Source organism: Schlesneria sp., from assembly GCF_036405755.1.
GTDB classification, from domain to species: Bacteria; Planctomycetota; Planctomycetia; order Planctomycetales; family Planctomycetaceae; genus Schlesneria; species Schlesneria sphaerica.
The window spans coordinates 1-17,527 of record NZ_DASWWZ010000306.1 but is presented as its reverse complement, the minus strand read 5'-3'; the positions used below and the strand labels follow the sequence as shown (position 1 = coordinate 17,527).

Annotated in this window: 10 protein-coding genes; 6 read left to right on the top strand and 4 right to left on the bottom strand. The window is 56.8% G+C overall.

The features are described 5' to 3' along the window. The 4 genes from VGE80_RS10740 to VGE80_RS10725 all read left to right on the top strand — a co-directional run. The coding region (locus tag VGE80_RS10740) for an efflux RND transporter permease subunit (RefSeq protein WP_440592661.1) at window positions 1-2,002 on the top strand (2,002 nt) is incomplete at its 5' end. Between the two features lie 402 nt (window positions 2,003-2,404). Beyond that, a complete protein-coding gene (locus VGE80_RS10735; RefSeq protein ID WP_440592660.1) occupies window positions 2,405-3,289 on the top strand; it encodes a hypothetical protein in 885 nt (294 codons plus the stop codon). Between the two features lie 469 nt (window positions 3,290-3,758). After that, window positions 3,759-5,765, top strand: a complete 2,007-nt coding sequence (locus VGE80_RS10730; protein WP_397568071.1) for a sigma-54-dependent Fis family transcriptional regulator — start codon at window positions 3,759-3,761, stop codon at window positions 5,763-5,765. A 223-nt stretch (window positions 5,766-5,988) separates the two neighbouring features. Further along, a complete protein-coding gene (locus tag VGE80_RS10725; RefSeq protein WP_440592659.1) occupies window positions 5,989-7,575 on the top strand; it encodes a hypothetical protein in 1,587 nt (528 codons plus the stop codon). Between the two features lie 358 nt (window positions 7,576-7,933). On the opposite strand, the gene VGE80_RS10720 is transcribed toward VGE80_RS10725, so the two are convergent. The 3 genes from VGE80_RS10720 to VGE80_RS10710 all read right to left on the bottom strand — a co-directional run bounded on the left by VGE80_RS10720 (window position 7,934) and on the right by VGE80_RS10710 (window position 11,683). Then, entirely contained in the window at window positions 7,934-8,755 is an 822-nt protein-coding gene (locus tag VGE80_RS10720; RefSeq protein WP_440592658.1) for a DUF4142 domain-containing protein, read from the bottom strand. Between the two features lie 922 nt (window positions 8,756-9,677). Next, on the bottom strand, window positions 9,678-10,133 hold the full coding sequence (locus tag VGE80_RS10715) for a hypothetical protein (protein WP_440592657.1): 456 nt from the start codon (window positions 10,131-10,133) through the stop codon (window positions 9,678-9,680). A gap of 590 nt (window positions 10,134-10,723) precedes the next feature. Beyond that, the gene (locus VGE80_RS10710; protein WP_440592656.1) at window positions 10,724-11,683 is read right to left on the bottom strand and encodes a DUF1571 domain-containing protein; all 960 of its coding nucleotides are present in this window, start codon (window positions 11,681-11,683) and stop codon (window positions 10,724-10,726) included. Window positions 11,684-12,108: 425 nt separating this feature from the next. On the opposite strand from VGE80_RS10710, the gene VGE80_RS10705 reads away from it, so the two are divergent. Beyond that, the gene (locus VGE80_RS10705) at window positions 12,109-12,984 is read left to right on the top strand and encodes an SDR family oxidoreductase (RefSeq protein WP_397568064.1); all 876 of its coding nucleotides are present in this window, start codon (window positions 12,109-12,111) and stop codon (window positions 12,982-12,984) included. A 143-nt stretch (window positions 12,985-13,127) separates the two neighbouring features. On the opposite strand, the gene VGE80_RS10700 is transcribed toward VGE80_RS10705, so the two are convergent. Then, window positions 13,128-16,064 carry a PAS domain S-box protein gene (locus VGE80_RS10700; protein WP_440592655.1) on the bottom strand — a complete coding sequence of 979 codons (2,937 nt, stop codon included), beginning with the start codon at window positions 16,062-16,064 and terminating at the stop codon, window positions 13,128-13,130. Window positions 16,065-16,550: 486 nt separating this feature from the next. Here VGE80_RS10700 and VGE80_RS10695 point away from each other — a divergent pair. Next, window positions 16,551-17,527 (top strand): sigma-54-dependent transcriptional regulator (locus VGE80_RS10695; protein WP_440592654.1); only part of this gene is annotated, 977 nt, incomplete at its 3' end.

Sequence of the window (17,527 nt, the reverse complement as noted above, 5' to 3'; positions counted from 1 at the left end):
GGTGCTTGCCATTGGTATCGTTGTGGACGACGCCATCGTGATCGTCGAAAACGCGGTGCACCACATTGACCATGATAAACTGAGTCCCAAAAACGCGACGATTGTCGCGATGGGCGAGGTGATCGGGCCGGTGATGGGGATTACGCTTGTGCTGATGGCCGTGTTCCTTCCCACCGCATTCATGGGGGGCATCACGGGGCAGCTCTATCGCCAGTTCGCACTCACCATCGCCGCGACGGCCGTGATCAGCGCGTTAAACGCAGTGACGCTGAAGCCGGCTCAATGTGCCGTGTATCTGCGGCCAACTCCTGAGAAGAAGAATCTCTTCTACCGCGTCTTTAACCGTGTGTACGACTGGACCGAAGGGGTCTACACGGCGATCGTGAAAGTTGCGGTGCGGCAGATCGTACTGATGATGCTGCTCTTTGTCGGGCTGGTCGGGTTGACGGGATGGTGGTTCGTACAGCTTCCGACCGGCTTCGTGCCCACGGAAGATCAGGGGTACGCGATTGTTGCCATCCAGCTACCTGATGCTGCATCACAAGAGCGTACTCGCGAAGTGACCCGCAAGGTGAACGCGATTCTGGCCGAGACTCCCGGCGTTCGGACCTGGTTCCTGCTGGGGGGAATGTCGCTGCTCGATTCGTCGGTGACTTCGAACGCGGCCACGATGTTCATTACCTTCACCTCCTTTGAAGATCGGGCCCACCATCCGGAACTCAGCCAGGATGCCATTCTTGGCAACCTGATGGGGAAGTTTCAGTCCGTGCGCGAGGCGATGATTCTGGCGTTTCCACCCCCAGGGATCCGTGGTTTGGGGGTCGCCGGGGGATTTGAAATGAAGATCGAAGATCGCGGTGGTGTCGGGCTGCCGGAACTGCAAAGCGTCGTACAGGAAATGGTGCACGCAGCGGGAGGTCAGACTAGCTTAAGCCGTGTTCAGTCGACGTTCCGCTCTGGTGTTCCCCAGATCTATGTCGATATCGACCGGGTCAAAGCCAAAAGCCTTGGGGTGCCTCTCGATACGATCTTCGGCACGATGCAGGCGGCACTCGGTTCGGCCTACGTGAACGACTTCAATAAATTTGGAAAGACCTATCAGGTTCGCGTGCAGGCGGATCAGCAGTTCCGCTTACATCCGGAAGACATCGGTCGACTGGAAGTCCGTAACCGCGAAGGTCGGATGATCCCGCTGGGGACACTGGCGACGATTCGCAAGACGCTGGGACCGCAGATTGTCCCCCGTTACAACCTGTTTCCTTCCGCGACGATTAACGGGGCGGCGGCTCCGGGCGTCAGTTCGGGACAGGCCCTGCAACTGATGGAGCAGATGGCCGAAGCCAAACTCCCCTCCTCCATGGGTTACGAATGGACGGGGATGTCGCTCCAGGAAAAACTGGTCGGATCGCAGGCGATCTACGTTTTTGCTCTGGGGGTGCTGATGGTCTATCTCGTGCTGGCCGCCCAGTACGAAAGCTGGCTGATGCCGGCGGCGGTCATCATGGTCGTGCCACTGGCGCTGCTGGGGACTGTGATCGCTGTCTGGGTTCGCGGGATGGATAACAATATCTATACGCAGATTGGAATCGTCCTGATTATTGCTCTGGCAAGTAAGAACGCGATTCTGATTGTGGAGTTTGCTCGGGAACTGCGCATGAAAGGCAGATCGATCATCGATGCTGCGGTCGAAGCCAGCCGGATGCGGTTCCGACCCATTCTGATGACTTCGTTTGCGTTCATCCTCGGGATCGTTCCGTTGATCAACGCGACGGGGGCCGGTGCGGCAAGCCGACGGGCATTGGGAACCGCAGTGTTCGGGGGGATGATCGCGGCGACGGTACTGGCAGTCTTCTTCGTGCCTGTGTTCTATGTACTGATGCAGCGAATGGCTGAGTTCCGTAAAAAGGATCAGCCCCAAGACGGGGCCTCTGTCCATCATGATCCCGCTGGCTCACACGCCGAAGTAACCCCGGTGCTCGTTGCGTCGAACTCTCAGCATTGATTCGCAGGAAGATTGGTCGAACGAGCGAACCAGAACGTAGAAACGTTGATCAGTGACCTGGCGAGCATGGCAAACGGGAACGGTTGCCATGCTCGTTTTGTTTGGGTCAGATGACAAAGCCTGAGTTATCCCAACGTGAGACTCGGGGCGTCGTTGTTTGTGTCTTGCGCGACGTGCATGACGCGATCCATGCCAGCGATCAGGGGGGCGGCGACACGCACTGCTGGGCTGTGCCACTCGGTCTGAATGGCAGATGCAGCAGGAGTGCGAATTTTACGACTGGCAAAACCTGCCGAACCGGTATGGACACGATTGGCTGCATCCTTACAATCCCGGCCGTCCGACGCTGGGGGGCGACGGGTGCGTCGACAGTTCGAAGTCAGTTCCCAAAGGACTGGTCGTATGCATTGCCGTTTGATTATGTCGGTTGGTCTACTCACCCTTATGGCCTCAGGCTGTATGCTTCACGGTTATCCACCGGGGACGTACGGAAGCAGTCCATACGTTGTCCCGGCCCAGCCATCTGGTAGTTACCCGAGTGGTCCGGTCTATCAACCCGGGGGGACTTATACGGCTCCCATGAACGGCGCGCCGTACGTTCCAGGCAATTCGCCAGGCGTCACGACTCCGACCCCTCTGTCGCCACCAGGTTACTCGACGCCGACTCCGACGTATGAGGCACCCACTAACGGGAACTCGCCCACGTTCAGTCCTGAGCCGGAATCGCCTCGCGGGCGAAACGCGGTTCCGCTGCCGGAAGATGATCCGTCAGAACGCGGAACAAATCGCAGCACGCTGACTCCGACCAGCCACTTCGACCCAAGTGAGGAGAGCACACCTTTCACTCAGCAGGAAAGCCGTCGACGCACTCAGGCGTACGACGAAGAGTCCACAGTGAATTCGGACGATCAGGAGATCGAGTTCGAAGAACCGGAGATTCGTCAGGCGTCCGGGGAAGAAGATGACGAGACAAGTGGTATTCAATACAGCCGAGAATTCGGTCGGACGGCTCGTAAGCCGGTACGCAATGGGGGACATCATCCTCAATTCCGCTGGGTTGAAGGGTCCGTCGATTACGACGAATCGACGAAAGAGTGGATCGTGATTTACGATAAAAACCCTTCTGCTTCGGATCAGCTCGGGGGAGTGATCACGCTGGCGGACACCCCTGCTCTCGGCCGATTGAGATCCGGCGATCTGATTCGGTGTGAGGGAGAGCTCGACGGGACAACAGGTGACTCGCGGCAGCTTCCCGTCTTTCGAATGAACACGTTCAAGCGAATCTAATCCTATCCGCAGTCGTGTTTTACGCACGTCCAAAGGGGCTTGTCGACTTCAGAGTGATCAGTCGCCATGCTCCTGCGGCGGCACTCCTCAGGCTCGCCCACCCTCATGGAGAGTGAAACAACGGAGCAATTCCAGATCGCCCCGCGCAGAGATATTCGCCGCAATCTCACGGGAAGCTGATCGGCTTGAGTGGCATCATCACTCCCGAATGTTATCATATCGATCTGTCTCTCGTCAGATTATGGAAATATTCGTTTCAATAGCCATCGAATTGACATCAGTCGCTGACTGATGATTTGAGGTTCTGGAGGGATGATCTGAGTGCGGGAATGGGAGCAATTCCCTTACGACCGCTCAACTCATGTCCTGATGTCTGACTGCGGAACCGGGTTTCGCGAGTTGACGTCCTTCCGGCAGACTCTCTGATCGCTCGATGGGCCTATTGTTTTGCTGGAAAGCGAGCCCGTTCGTGCCCACAAAATGGATTGCGTGGCAACAGGTTTCTCAGTCGATTCAGGCCGACGACGCGATTCGTGTGCTTCAAGCGGTCGAACAGTTCGTAGCTCGTGCAGTACCGGCGAATTCCGCAGCGGAATTCCTGCGGGATCAACTTCCCGAGATTGCAGGTGAACTTGCCGCGAACTCCGTCGGCTTTTTTATGCGCAATCCCGATTGGGTTGCCGTGAGCCAGCATGGCCGCATCGGTCTGGCCGAGATGCCGAAAAGCCTGTTGATGGATGTGCTCGACCGCGATGCGGGAGTGGTCGCCTCGCTGGATAGCGTTCCGGGGACTTACCTTGCTGCGACGCCCGTTCCCAGCCGCAGTCATACAGGCGCCGTGCTGACATTTGCCGGCCGCAGCTTTCCTGACGACGCACTGCCGTCAGCCATGCTAATGGCGAAGGCAATTGGTGCGTGTCTCGACTTTCTCGCCCGTCGCAGTCAGTCCGTGCGGAGAATCGATCAACTTCAGAGCATTCTGCGGATTTCCTTAAATCTGTCTGCCGTTCATGAAACGGAGCCGCTGCTGCAGTTGATTGCCAAAGAGGCGACTCGCCTGCTGGAATGCGATCGTGCCAGTATCTTCATCTGGGACAAAGAGCATCACGAGCTCGTTGCCTGCCCCGCGCTGGGGGTTGAAGGGAACTCGCTCAGACTTCCTGATAACACCGGAATCGTCGGTGAGGTGATTCATCAAGGGGTGACCTTAAGAATCGACGATGCCTACAACGACCCACGGTTCAGCCGAAAAGTGGACAACGCCAGCGGTTACAAAACGCGTAACCTTTTGTGCGGTCCCCTTTACGGTTCGGACAAGAAACTGCTGGGGGCGTTCGAGGTCATCAACAAAAACTCGGGGTCCTTCACAGAAGAAGACGAAATCACGCTTGCCGACCTGTCACTTCAGGTTGCGGTGGCGCTCCAGAACACGCGTGAGCGTGAGTCGTTGCTCAGGTCGCATCACCAATTGACGCAGCAGGTGACCAAGGGAGCGACCATCATCGGCGATAGTCCGGCGATGCAGGCAATGCGAAGTACCATTCGCCGACTCGCTGCTACGGACCTTCCGATTCTTATTCTGGGCGAGAGTGGAACCGGCAAGGAGGTCGTCGCGCAGGCCCTGCATTATCAGGGGCCCCGATCCGACCGTCCGTTCGTGGCCGTCAACTGTGCGGCGCTGACAGAGACGCTGCTTGAGAGTGAATTGTTCGGCCACGAAAAAGGGGCCTTCACTGACGCGCGCGAGATGCATCGCGGCAAGTTTGAAATCGCCGAAGGGGGAACGATCTTTCTGGATGAGATCGGTGACATGAGTCCCGGTGGGCAGGCCAAACTGCTGCGGGTGCTTGAGCAGAAAGTGATCACCCGCGTCGGGGGATCTCTTTCGATACCGATCAACGCCCGAGTGATCGCCGCCACGAATGCTCATTTGGCCGATGCGGTTCGGGCGAAGAAGTTTCGTGAGGATCTGTATTTTCGCTTAAACGTTGTCACGCTGGATCTTCCGTCGCTGCGAGAGCGGGCGGATGACGTTTTGCCACTGGCCGATCATTTTCTGAATCTGTTCGCTACTCAGGCCCGCCGCCCCAACCTGAAGATGTCGCCTGAGGCACGAAAGCGCCTGCAAGCCCATGCCTGGCCCGGCAATGTGCGAGAATTACGGAACCTGATGGAACGCGTCGCCTTTCTGGCGACAGGCGATACTGTCGAAGTCGACGACCTGGCATTCATTCTCAGTCCCGAACAGTTGAATGTCTTCGAACCCTCTGTCGACATGCGTCTCAACGAAGCCACGAACGGGTTCCAGCAAAACTTCATTCGCAAGGCAATTAAGCGGGTGAAAGGAAATATGAGTGAAGCGGCCAAGTTGCTGGGACTGCATCGATCCAATCTCTACCGCAAGATGCGCCAACTGGGGATGAGCGAGGCTGGGGGGAAGGACGACGATGTCGACTTCCCGGACGACATGGTTTAACGCTGATTCTGGAAAGATGGGCGATTTGCGAAGCTTGTTTTTGTTCTTCTGATCGTGCCACACAATTTGGTGCTGCGAGTTGAATTTCGGATTCAACCCTTGGAACCCTCACACTCCGGCGAGCCGTTGCGACGATCACTATGTCGTCCGTGAATTGTCCGTTGTCGGAAGTCGACCGGCAGAGTCTGCGGATGGATCGCCGGCCAGATGTGAGGAGATGGTAATGCGCAGTCGGATGGATTTCAGCGTGCGAGTCTGCTTGCTCAGCGCAGCGACAGCAGGCCTGCTGTCGCAGTCAATGACGGTGTACGGACAATCCAAAAACCCCGTCTTTACGAACGCAAAGACTCCCTCTCGATCAGGTGCGGGGGCAAGTCCAGTGAAAGCGGCTGGCGACGGTAAGACCGAGGTTCAGCGACAGCTGGAGATGCTGTACGAAAAAGATGGCCGCGAAATGCCGGAAATGAACGTCCAGCCGATGACCCCATTAGCGCGAACGCCTCAAGTGGTCCCGGCTGCTCCGTCGGAACAGGACGATCTGGGGCCAGCGAACGTCCAGCCGACGCAGTTGTCTTTTGGAGGGAACGCATCCCGCTCGCGATCGACACCCGCACGCAGTTCCTCTTCAGACGAAGCGGACTATGAAGATGATGAAGAGGCCGAAAAGGCACAGGAGCGGCCAAAACCGATCCGCGGTTTCTTCAAAAAGCTGAATCCCTTCTCAAAGAAAAAGTCGAACTCGTCCGCGTCATCCGATTCGCAGGGGACGATTCCGAATGTCCCGCCCGCATCCGGTGATCGGTCACCGTCATCGCGATCGAACTCGACCCGGTATGGATCGTCAGGGGGCAAATCGACAGCCAAACTGTCTACGAACGCACAGAAGTCAGGGTCGAAGCCGGTCTTGCTGCCGGTTCCCGAGGACGCGGCCCCCATTCCGCCTGTCCCTCCTCCCCCCTCCTCCTACGAGTTTGGCCTGGATGACGCAGATGAGGACCCCCTCCTAGAGCTGGATCGTGACCTACCTGCTCTGCCGGACCTCTCTGATGACGCAGAACTTCCTCCCTTGCCGCTGGACTCATCACCCCGCGCACTCTCTTTTGGAGCAGAGAAACCTACTCCTTCTCCTGAACGGCTCAACCCCTTCTCACGGCGGGAGCAGGAAGCGGACGAGGCGGAAGCTGACGCCGAAGGGGATGAAATGGGGCAATTCGTTCTTCCAGATCAGGAAGATCTGACGGAGGACCTAGCGGGGTCTTCGGAGGAAGAAGATCCGTTTGCCGTGCAGGGCAAGGCTTTCATCGAACCGCCACTGGAAGATATTGGGACTCCACCCTCGCCCCTCGCCCTTCCCGCACCTGATGAGGGGCGTCCGGCACTCATTCCTGCATTCGACAGTCAGGGATCGATCATCCCGGAAGGGTCGAGCGAATCCTATACAGAGAAAATGCGACGGATTCGGTCCCGTTTTGGAATGAAAGGCCTGAAGGGGTTCTGTCCCGTCACTTTGAAGGACCGCCGGGAACTTCGGGATGCGAAGCCCGAATTTCAGGCGACTTTCCGGGGTCAGAAGTTCCACTTCGCCAGCGAGGAAGCACGCGATCGATTTACAGACAATCCGGCGTTCTACGCTCCTGCGGCTTATGGTGCGGATGTCGTTGCACTCGGACGAGACAAGGACGTCGTGGAGGGGACGCTGGACTATGCAGCCTGGTTCCAGGGACGCCTCTACCTGTTCGGCAACCAGGAAAACTACGCGACGTTCGTGAAGTCCCCTGCGACTTTTGCGACCTCGGTGGGAGAAGAATAGGCGTGATCAGGTGACTGGGAGGTCTCGCATAGCCTTTGAATAAGCGGCATGAGACGGCATGAGAGAGGTGCTGATCGGAAGACTATTCGCTTGGCGGAAATTCCTCAATCGCCTGCTGTCTGTCAGCGGCGGGTATCGCACCCGCCGCCGCGTGCGTGGAGCGGAAAGAGAACCGCAGGGATGCCTGATTTCGGGTGGAGCCAGGGATGGAACGAAAAGACAGCGCGTCAGAGTGGCCTCTCACGCGCTGTCCTCCCGCACTCTTTTGATTCGTTCAGCGATCCGGGGAGATGTACCTTCTCCCCTTCTGTCAAAACGCGGTGTTGGGCCGATTGGCCGTATTCCGGTCGGCGCTCAACTATTCCTTCTTTGAACTGGAAGAATCTCGCTTGGAAGAACTGTCCGCATGGGCCAGTTCTTTCATCAGCTCTTCCGCCTTCTTCATGTGGCGTTGGGTGGTTTCGGCACCCTTCGCCAGGACGTCTTTAAGTTCGCTTGAAGCGTGACGTTCAAACACGGTCAGCTTGGTCTTCATTGCGGCGTGGGCGGCAATCTGATGTCCCACGAAGCATTCATCGAACTTGTCTCCCTCTTTTTCGGTCAGCATCTCCTTTGCGTTGCGGACGCATTCTGCCGCGATCTCACGATGCAACTGAATGAAGTTGACTCCATGATGCCGGTCAGCCGTTTCTTCGGTACCTGCGGTCTGCTGAACCTTGCCAGCTGATGCTTTCACGGTCCCGCCCGCCAGACCAACCTTTGCCTCGACCCCCGTGGTCTTGTCTGCGCCAGCGCGGGTTTTATCGTTGGTGGAGGGTTCATGCTTTTCATGTAGATAGCCATCTCGAGCGGCTTCCGGGGCAAATTTTTCCAGCTTTTCAAGAAAGGCCTGATGGTCTTTCACAAGCATCTTCGCAAACTCTTTCACGTCCGAGCTGCGTGCTTTCTCCTGTGCAAACTTGGCGATCGCGATCTCTTCCTGATTTGCTATCGCGACGCACGTTGCCAATGTGTGGTCGGCGGACTTCCAGTCTGACCGCTGGTCGTGCGGTGTGGCGGCATCCGATCGATTGGGCGTTGTTTGCGGCGGTGCATTGTTATTTGTCTGCTGGGCTCCGCTAACGCTGCAAAGACACAAAGCTGCACTACATGCGCTAACGCTAATCCATTTTCGCATCATGATTCTCCATTCCGATCACATTGAGAAGGTGGCACTGAGAAAAGAGATTGAACACTTCAATCAATCCCTCGGGTCTAGTGGTTTTCGTGCAAAGTCAATGCCGGGGTGTGCAGACTGTGACGGAGAAGGGGAACTTATGACTCACCTTTATCACAGGTGGGTCATGACAAACTACGGTCCCTAATTTCGGCATGGACTCGTTTACGGGTCATGGAGTTGAACATAAGACCTTGCAATCCGATGCCCGGCAGTTTCACATCGACTCTGGGGATTCCACTTTGGTCCATCCGATTCCTGGCCGAAGGTGTGGTCTGGTTATTAGTGAAATGAGTTGTTCGCGTAGCTTTGAATTGATAGCGATGAGTTCCCGAAGCTGTGGGTAATGTAATGCACGCTTCATCGCGGCTCGCGAGGTGCGGGGTGTAAATGGAAGGTCTTTACCACTCCCGTTCGGCGACATGCCTTTTCTGGTACAGCCGATGAGATGGCTTCGGGCGGTCCACTGGTTGAGCTCTCTGGTCCGAGGCGACTCGCTCTCGCGCCGTGAGGCAACTTGCCAAAAGAAGCTGCCCTTTCAGGTGCCGACGGCGCCGGTTCTCGATGGACAAGCGGCCAATGCTGCCCGTTCCACGTTCGCGGATTGTGGACTGAATAAATCCCCCGCAGCCCTCGAGTCGACATCCGCGGTACGAGGGGTTCTGAGGCGCAATAACCCTCACCCACTTCTATCACTCTACGTGCACAGTAGATTTTCTGTAAGTGGTAATTCGCTACCTGGCTCGATGATACCAGGCACTTGGCCGGGAGCCTCATGGACTCGGCACACAGCTCGGCCCTGGACAGGGCAAGGTTTGAAGTACGCGAAGCGCACTCGTGCGTGCTCTAAAGTGGATTTCCCGGGGAGCGATCGCGATTGAATCGGTCAGGACATCGCATTGATTCGTTGAAGGACCAGGCCCGCGATCGCCGCTCGTCTGCCTGCGTTCACGGTGACCAGCGAGGTCCCCTTGCGAAAGTCCCGCTCATAGCGAGAGGCTTCTTCACCCAGGACCCCCATGTATGTTAGGAGGCCAGCAAGGTTCGAGTCGGGATAGTTTGAGAGGTTGGCCGCCAGCGTTCCTGCCAGGATCGCGGAATCGATTTCGGGGAAGTGCCGGGAGATCAGCAGGAGTCTTCGAGTCATCCCTGGATGATGGGTGGTCCGCGAATCCGAGTCTCCCATCACTTGAATCTGGTGTACAGTATCCTGATGGGTGGCGATGCCGACCTGTGACGCGGAGAACCCGAGATACCCGAGCTCATCAATCGCGGACTTGAGGCTCCATCCGTCGGAGGCGACACCTACGACATTACCCCAATTTGGAAGCGGGCTGTTCATCACTGCACCTGACGGTCTGTACGAGACCCAGAAGGCCGGCACACATTGAGGCCGGTTCATAACACACTCGAGGCCGACCGGCCGTGAAATTCGCGACCCGGTTGAGCCTCCAATTCCTAACGTTCGCAAGATACGTGCCAAGGGCCTGTTATTCAGCGGGGCCTTGTCCTTGCAGGCTTCTCTCACTCTCAACAGGCATCGCTCACGCACGGCATTCATGCAGCGAGATCAAGCGCGCCACATGGATCGCATCTGAGTGCGATGCCTCGGCGAATCTCGCTCAGCGGAGGTGGAGAAGATTAAGGGAGGGAGGAACTCCGGGGTCTGAACACAAAAGAAGGCTTCCGCCTCGAGTGGGGCAGATCAAATCACCAGCCGTAGGTATACCCGGAAGCAGCGTGATGGTGTCTTGAAGGCTCTCAACTCTGTAAGTGGAGAGCCCGCCGCCCGGGGTGAGACGCTAAATGCATGGGCATAATAAAACCACCCCCGCAAGCGGGGGCTTGCGGGGGTGGTTGTGTTCCGAGCAACCTGCGGGGATGCGTAAGCGGTCACAGCGCGTGACGTGACGAAGAGGCTTTGCCGGATCGTTACCGGAAACGGTATTCAGGATTGGTCGAATCAAAGTCGGAATCACTCAATGACTGATCAAAGCGAATTTCGGAAAAGTGGTATAACTCGATGAGCGTTACCTCGTCGACCTTCGCCTCGTCAGCACCCTCCTTTGCGGGCCATTCATAGTGCTTCGACAGGCATGGTACGTTCCACTCCTTGTCGATAAGAGTAATCGACTTTCGGTAGGTGGGAGAGATTTCCCGCGATTTGTACGTTGTCTGGAAGACATGACAGGGGCGTCCCTCAAGCTCGCCATCTTCCAGGTGTGAACATGATTTGACGGTCAGCTTTGTGAGATCTTCCTGGTGCGCCTTGAGCATGGTTTCGACGAGTCCTAACAGACCTGCTGAGGTAATCGGGTAGCGTGCACCGCTCATTGCGAGAGCACAGTCGGGTTCGAGGAAGAACGCGGGTATACGAGACTTCCACCCCCCGTCATGGGCAATCATCCTCCCATTGTGCTTCCCTTCGACGTAAATCACCTCTCGTCCGACATCTCCCTGATGCCAATTCAGGTACACGCTGAAGGGTTTGTGACGACACTTGAGCAGGATCCGTTGCTCGTCGAGCAACTGCCCCTGGACGACTTCCTGCTTCGTCAACATGGCTGTGTAATCCGGCTTCTCCTGCAGGTAGGTATAACCTTTTTCCAGAAGATCAACTTTTTTCTTCAGCACTGCATGCGGATCACCTTCAGCAAACGTCATTGTCGAGGGTGAGGCGTCCCGCTCTAAACCGGTGCTACCACGACTTTGCCCTGCAACTCGTTCAGCCGGCCTGAAGGCGAACCGATCACGCTGTGCCTCTTCTGCACGGACGCGACGCAGGAGCTGGACTTCGGTATCAGTATCAAGTTGGACAAATGGCAACCAACCAATCGTCCCGAAGGCCATCGCGGAGAGGATGCCTAGTGTGCGATAGGTGATAATTTTCATTTGAATCGTTCCGAGAAATTGACCTCTTGTTAGTCGACGGTGAGTCCGTCGCCAGATGTCAATCGCAATATCCGTTCCAATGAAGAAAACCTCATGGAATCAGGCTGTAAACCGCTGATTTCCGGGAAGTTTGCAAGCGAGTCTCCTGGTCTTTGGAGTGTCGTGAATCGAGCGATGCCGGGCTGCAACAGGTGCCCCTGTTCGAACCAGGTTGCACTTACTTCGACCATGAACATCTTTTGGGGAACAATCATTCATGCGAACCTCAAGTCATAGGCAGTGAGCTCGGGTCGTCCCACTGAACCCCCTCCAGTCGGCGCAAAACTTGCCTTCCCTTTTCGACAGAACATTCCCTCAGCGACCTTACTGAGGACCGGTAAAAATCTGTTTGAGACTAAGGCACCACAAATTTCAGGGGAAAGATCATGACTGAAATCCCGTACGCATCCGGTAGTCCCATGCCCGCGCAGCAGCAGGAGCACCCCGGGCTGGAATCCCGGATGAAGCCACTGCCACAGTACAAGGCTCCACGCTATCGCGGATCGGCGAAGCTGCTCGATAAAGTGGCCCTGATCACCGGGGGCGATTCAGGGATTGGTCGCGCCGTCGCGGTACTCTACGCGCGTGAAGGAGCCGACGTTGCGATCGTTTACCTGCCCGCCGAACAGTCGGATGCCGAGGAAACACGTGATGCCGTCGAGGAGGAAGGTCGCAAGGCGTTATTGATTCCGGGTGATGTAACGGATCCCGAGTTTTGCCGTTCGGCAGTAGAGAGAACCGTTCGGGATTTGGGACGGATCGATATTCTGGTGAATAATGCCGCCTATCAGGAATCCGCTGACCGGTTGGAGGATATCACTCACGCTCAATGGGATTTGACCTTTCGGACGAACATTTATGGGTACTTCTACATGGCGCAGGCCGCCCTGCCCTACATGAATGAAGAAGGAAGCATTATCAATTGCGGTTCAATTACCGGTCTGGAGGGGAATAAGACACTGATCGACTATGCTGCGACCAAAGGGGCCATCCATGCTTTTACCAAGTCGCTGGCACAGAATCTGGTGGACCGCAAAATACGGGTGAATTGTGTCGCTCCCGGGCCAATCTGGACAGTTCTGCAACCGGTATCCAAACCCGCTCAGGATGTGGCGGAGCATGGCCTGAAGTCGCCGATGCAGCGGCCTGGTCAGCCAGAAGAAGTCGCGCCCGCATTCGTCTTCTTTGCGTCGAATGCGGACTCAAGCTACATCAGCGGGGAAGTCCTGACCCTCCTCGGGGGTGAGACCAGGGCGAGCTGATTCAGGAACGTCGGCGTCTGCTGAAGGGGGGGCGCACTTGCTGAGCGACATTGCGCTGCCAGAATCGATTCTGGCAGCGTACGACGTGAATCCGTCCTGGTTTAGCAGGGCGAGAATCAGGTCGATCAGAAGGAGAATGCACGTCAATCGCCGTTTTGGGAAGGAACGCCCCCGCGAATGACATCGGTCAGCAGGTCCATGCTGACGGGTTTCGTCAGGTGCTCATCGAACCCGGCCTTCATACTTTGAGTACGGTCCTCGTTCTGCCCGAATCCGGTCAGAGCGACGAGCCTGGTCGTACGGAGCTTCGGAATCGCTCGCAGCCGGCGTGCGACTTCCAGCCCGTCCATGAGGGGCATGGCAATGTCCAGGAAGATCAGGTCAAAGTTCTGTTCTGTTGCCAGCGAAATTGCGGACATTCCGTCGAACGTCGTTTCCACATCCTGCTCCAGCGCTTGCAGCATCATCGCCAGTGTCTTGGCGGATGCCTGGACATCATCGACGACTAGAATCCGAAGTTTTGGCAGGGGAGTGGTCGGTTCCGGTGGAGCCGCCGTAGTTTCCCTGGGAGGCTGTTGCAGTTCTTCCTTGATGGGAAGCCGGACGGTGAATTCGCTGCCGCGCCCCACTCCTTCGCTGGCTGCAGTGACGGTTCCGCCGTGCATCTGGACCAGGGTGCGAACCAGCGTCAGTCCGATTCCCAAGCCACCGTTAGCCCGGTCCAGTGTCCATTCGACCTGCATGAAGACGTCGAAGATTTTGTTCAGCATCTCCTTGGCGATACCGGATCCATTGTCGCGGACACGGAAGATGGCTTCGTTTCCTGCTCGTTCCACAGTCAGCCAGAGCTGGCCTTCGGGGTCCGTATACTTGGCCGCGTTGTGCAGCAGGTTCGTGAGGATCTGAGCCAGTCGTGTCGGATCGGCCTCGATCCAGATTTCTTCTTGCGGGACTTTCGCCGTCAGTTGATGGCGGCGCTCGGCGATAATTGGCTGAACCCCCTCCACCGCAGCGGCGACCGCACTGGCGACGCTGATTTTTTCGCAGCGCAGCCGCATTCTTCCCGTGGTGATGCGGGACAGGTCCAGCAGGTCGTCGATTAAACGCGTCATCTGCCGGAGTTGTCTTCTCATGATGTCCAGAAGATCCGCGGCGATATTGGGATCTTTATAGGCCGCCGAGAAGACCTGGATGGCATTGCTCAGCGGGGCAAGTGGATTGCGAAGTTCGTGCGCCAGGAGGGCGAGGAACTGGTCCTTCCGGATGTGGTCCTCCCGCAGCGCCTCCTCCGCACACTTGTGGTCGTGAATATCCGTATGCGTTCCGACCCACATCGCAATCTGGCCGTCAGGCCGATAGAGAGGCAGGGCTCTGGAGAGATGCCAGCGGTACTCGCCGGTATGTTTCAGGAAGCGTTCTTCAATCTCAAACATGTTGCCGCTCTTCAGCGACTGGGACCACTTCTTCAAGTGATGGGCCACATCGTCCGGATGAACCAGCTCGCGCCAGTCCTTGTCTGTCATCTGTTCGGCTGTCAGCCCGGTATACTCCAGCAGCATCTGATTGACGTAGTCCAGTGTCCCATCCGGGCGAGCCGTCCAGACCTTTTGTGGCATGCATTCCGAGAGGACTCGGAACCTTGCCTCACTCTCCCGCAGCGCTGCTTCGGTCTTCTTGCTTTGCGTCAGATCGGTGATAAAGACCACAATCTGGTCGAGCTCATTCATCAATCTCGCGGCAGAGATCAGCACCGGGACCCGGGTGCCGTCATTGCGAGAGTATGTTTTTTCAATCGGGCCGCAGACACCCTTCTCACGAAGCTCGTCCCACGATGCTCGGTCGAGTGGCGTCTGATTCACAGGGACACCGCTCCAGCTTAGCTTCGTATTATCAAACTCTCCGAAGCGATAGCCAATGAGATCTAGAAACGCGTTATTTGCCTCCAGCAGGCTGCCTTCGGAGGTTCCGATGGCAATTCCGATCAGGGGCGTCTCGAAAACCCGTCGGAAGCGGCGTTCACGCTCGTTTTTCTCTTTTTCGAGTCGTAAGCGTTCCGAGCAGTCACGGAATACAAACACGACTCCCGTGATTCTGCCCATCGTATCCCGGATGGGTGCGGCATTCTCTTCAATCGGGATTTCGGAAAAATCACTTCGACGCAGCAGCGTGTCACCCGTTCGGCGGGGGAAGGTTCCTTCCGTCAGCACCTGGTTGAACGGGTTGGCAATGGGCTCACGCGTGTGGGCGTCGATGAGAGAAAATATTTCCGGCAGGAACCGTCCCTCAACTTCGAGCGGATCGCCCATCAACTGTTTGGCGACGGGGTTGGCCAGCTTGATCTGTCCCGAAGCATCGGCAACGATCACCCCGTCACCGATGCTGGTCAGGGTGACCCACAGGTTCTGTCGTTCAGACAGAGCAGTGGCTTCTGCCTGACGGCGTCTTTGCAGTTCTCGGTCAACAAATCCCCAGGCCGCGATCGTGAGAACCGTTCCGATACAAACGGCGGCGAGATTCGCGGACAGAACTTTGAACAGTCGATGATCCTGTTCCTGGCTACGGACACCCTTCAGTCGAATCTGTTCCTTTTCCAGTTCAGCAATCAACTGCCGAATCTGATCCATGAGCGTTTTCCCGCTGCCTGTGATCACAATCTCACGGGCGGAATCAAAACCTTTCTCCCGCGCATCGATCACTGTCTGGAGCAGTTCGAACCGGTCCTCTGCCAATTCCCTGATTTGGGCGACCCTTGCGACCTGGACAGGATGGTCAGTGACGGACTCACTCAGTCGACGAAACTGTTCGGGGAGATTCGCCAGCCGGGCCGTGTGCTCGCGCAGGAACCTTTCGTCACCTGCGATTGCAAATCCCAGTACGTCTGTTTCGGCATCGAGGAACGTCGCGAGAAGAGCGCGACTTTGAAGCATGGCTTCGCTACTGCCGTTAATGACCTCTTGTCCCTGATGCAGTGCGATCGAGTTACTGTGAAGGATGAAGCTGTTAAGTACCAGCACCACCAGGACGAGTGCGAAATTTGCCGTCGCATGGGGACTTAAAAACCTTTTCCGCAACCCGTTCATTGGCCGTGCCTTCTGCGAAGCAGTGTTGGTTCGAGCTGTCTTCGGGCCGAACGTAGCGTTCCAGTGTGCAGATTACTACCTGTCATGGGGTCTGTCTTATTCATTATCTGAAGAGGTTGCCGGGAATTGTCATTCACCAATGGGGCCGTGGCGGTAGGGAAGTTGGGCAGGGGCCGCGCAATGTTGTCGTAGCAGAGTACGTGCCGTCGGGGCAAAATCTGCGCGGGGGGAGCTCCACATCCGGGATGACGGTGGTGTAGCAAAAACGGGCATGGGAGCTGAGTGGTCGTGTACGTTTTCAGGTCCTCGTCTTGCAGAACTCACCACGGAAGCGACCTGGCTTCGGGGAGATCCGGTCCCCGGCGGCTAGTCTATTTGCTACAATCGGTTACAATGGTCCCGCCTTCATGTGTGATCGAAACGTCCCATATCACTACTGACACTCATGAGTCTTCGGCTCGCTCTTCCCCACGTACGAGATTACGTATGGCATTGGTTCTGGTTGTAGATGATGATCGAAGTGTGCGTCACATGTTGACGCAGACACTAGAGTCGATCAATTACGAAGTCGCCACCGCAGAGACCGCTGAGCAAGCCTTGGTGCTGGTTGCCGAGCGCCAACCGGATGTCGTACTGTTGGACATCATGTTACCGGGGCGGTCGGGGTTAGACGTGCTTCGCGACATTCAGTCGATCGACCGTCGGCTGCCCGTCATTTTTGTGACGGCCGACAGTGGAAGTTCAACCGCCATCGAAGCGATGCAGTTAGGTGCGTACGACTACGTTTCAAAGCCGCTTGATCTGCCCCAACTCAATCGACTGGTCGAGTCTGCGATCGACTCCCGCCGTCTGATGAGTGTTCCCGTCGCGCTTTCGGTCGACTCGAGTGGTGAGCAAACTGGAAAGTTATTTGTCGGCCGAAGCCCGGAAATTCTGGATGTTTTCAAGTCGATTGGACGCGTCGCGGCTCAGGACGTACCCGTCTTGATTCGTGGTGAGAGTGGTACGGGGAAAGAACTGGTTGCGCAGGCGCTCTATCAGCATAGTCACCGCCGCGGCGCCCCGTTCATGGCAATCAATTGCGCGGCGCTTCCCGATACACTGCTGGAGAGTGAACTGTTCGGGCACGAAAAAGGTGCCTTTACTGGCGCGGACCGCCGCCGCATCGGAAAGTTCGAGCAATGCCACGGGGGGACGATCTTCCTCGATGAGGTGGGCGATATGGCCCCGATTGTCCAGGGGAAGGTCTTGCGCCTGCTCCAGGATCAGCGATTCGAACGCGTCGGCGGAAATGAAACGATCGGCACTGATGTGCGTGTCATCACCGCGACGAATCGACCGCTGGAAGAGATGGTGGAGTCGAAGGCGTTCCGGGCAGATTTGTTGTACCGTTTGAACGGCATGACGATCTTTCTACCTCCGGTTCGTCAGCGCCGCGAAGATGTGCCGCTGCTGCTGAAGTA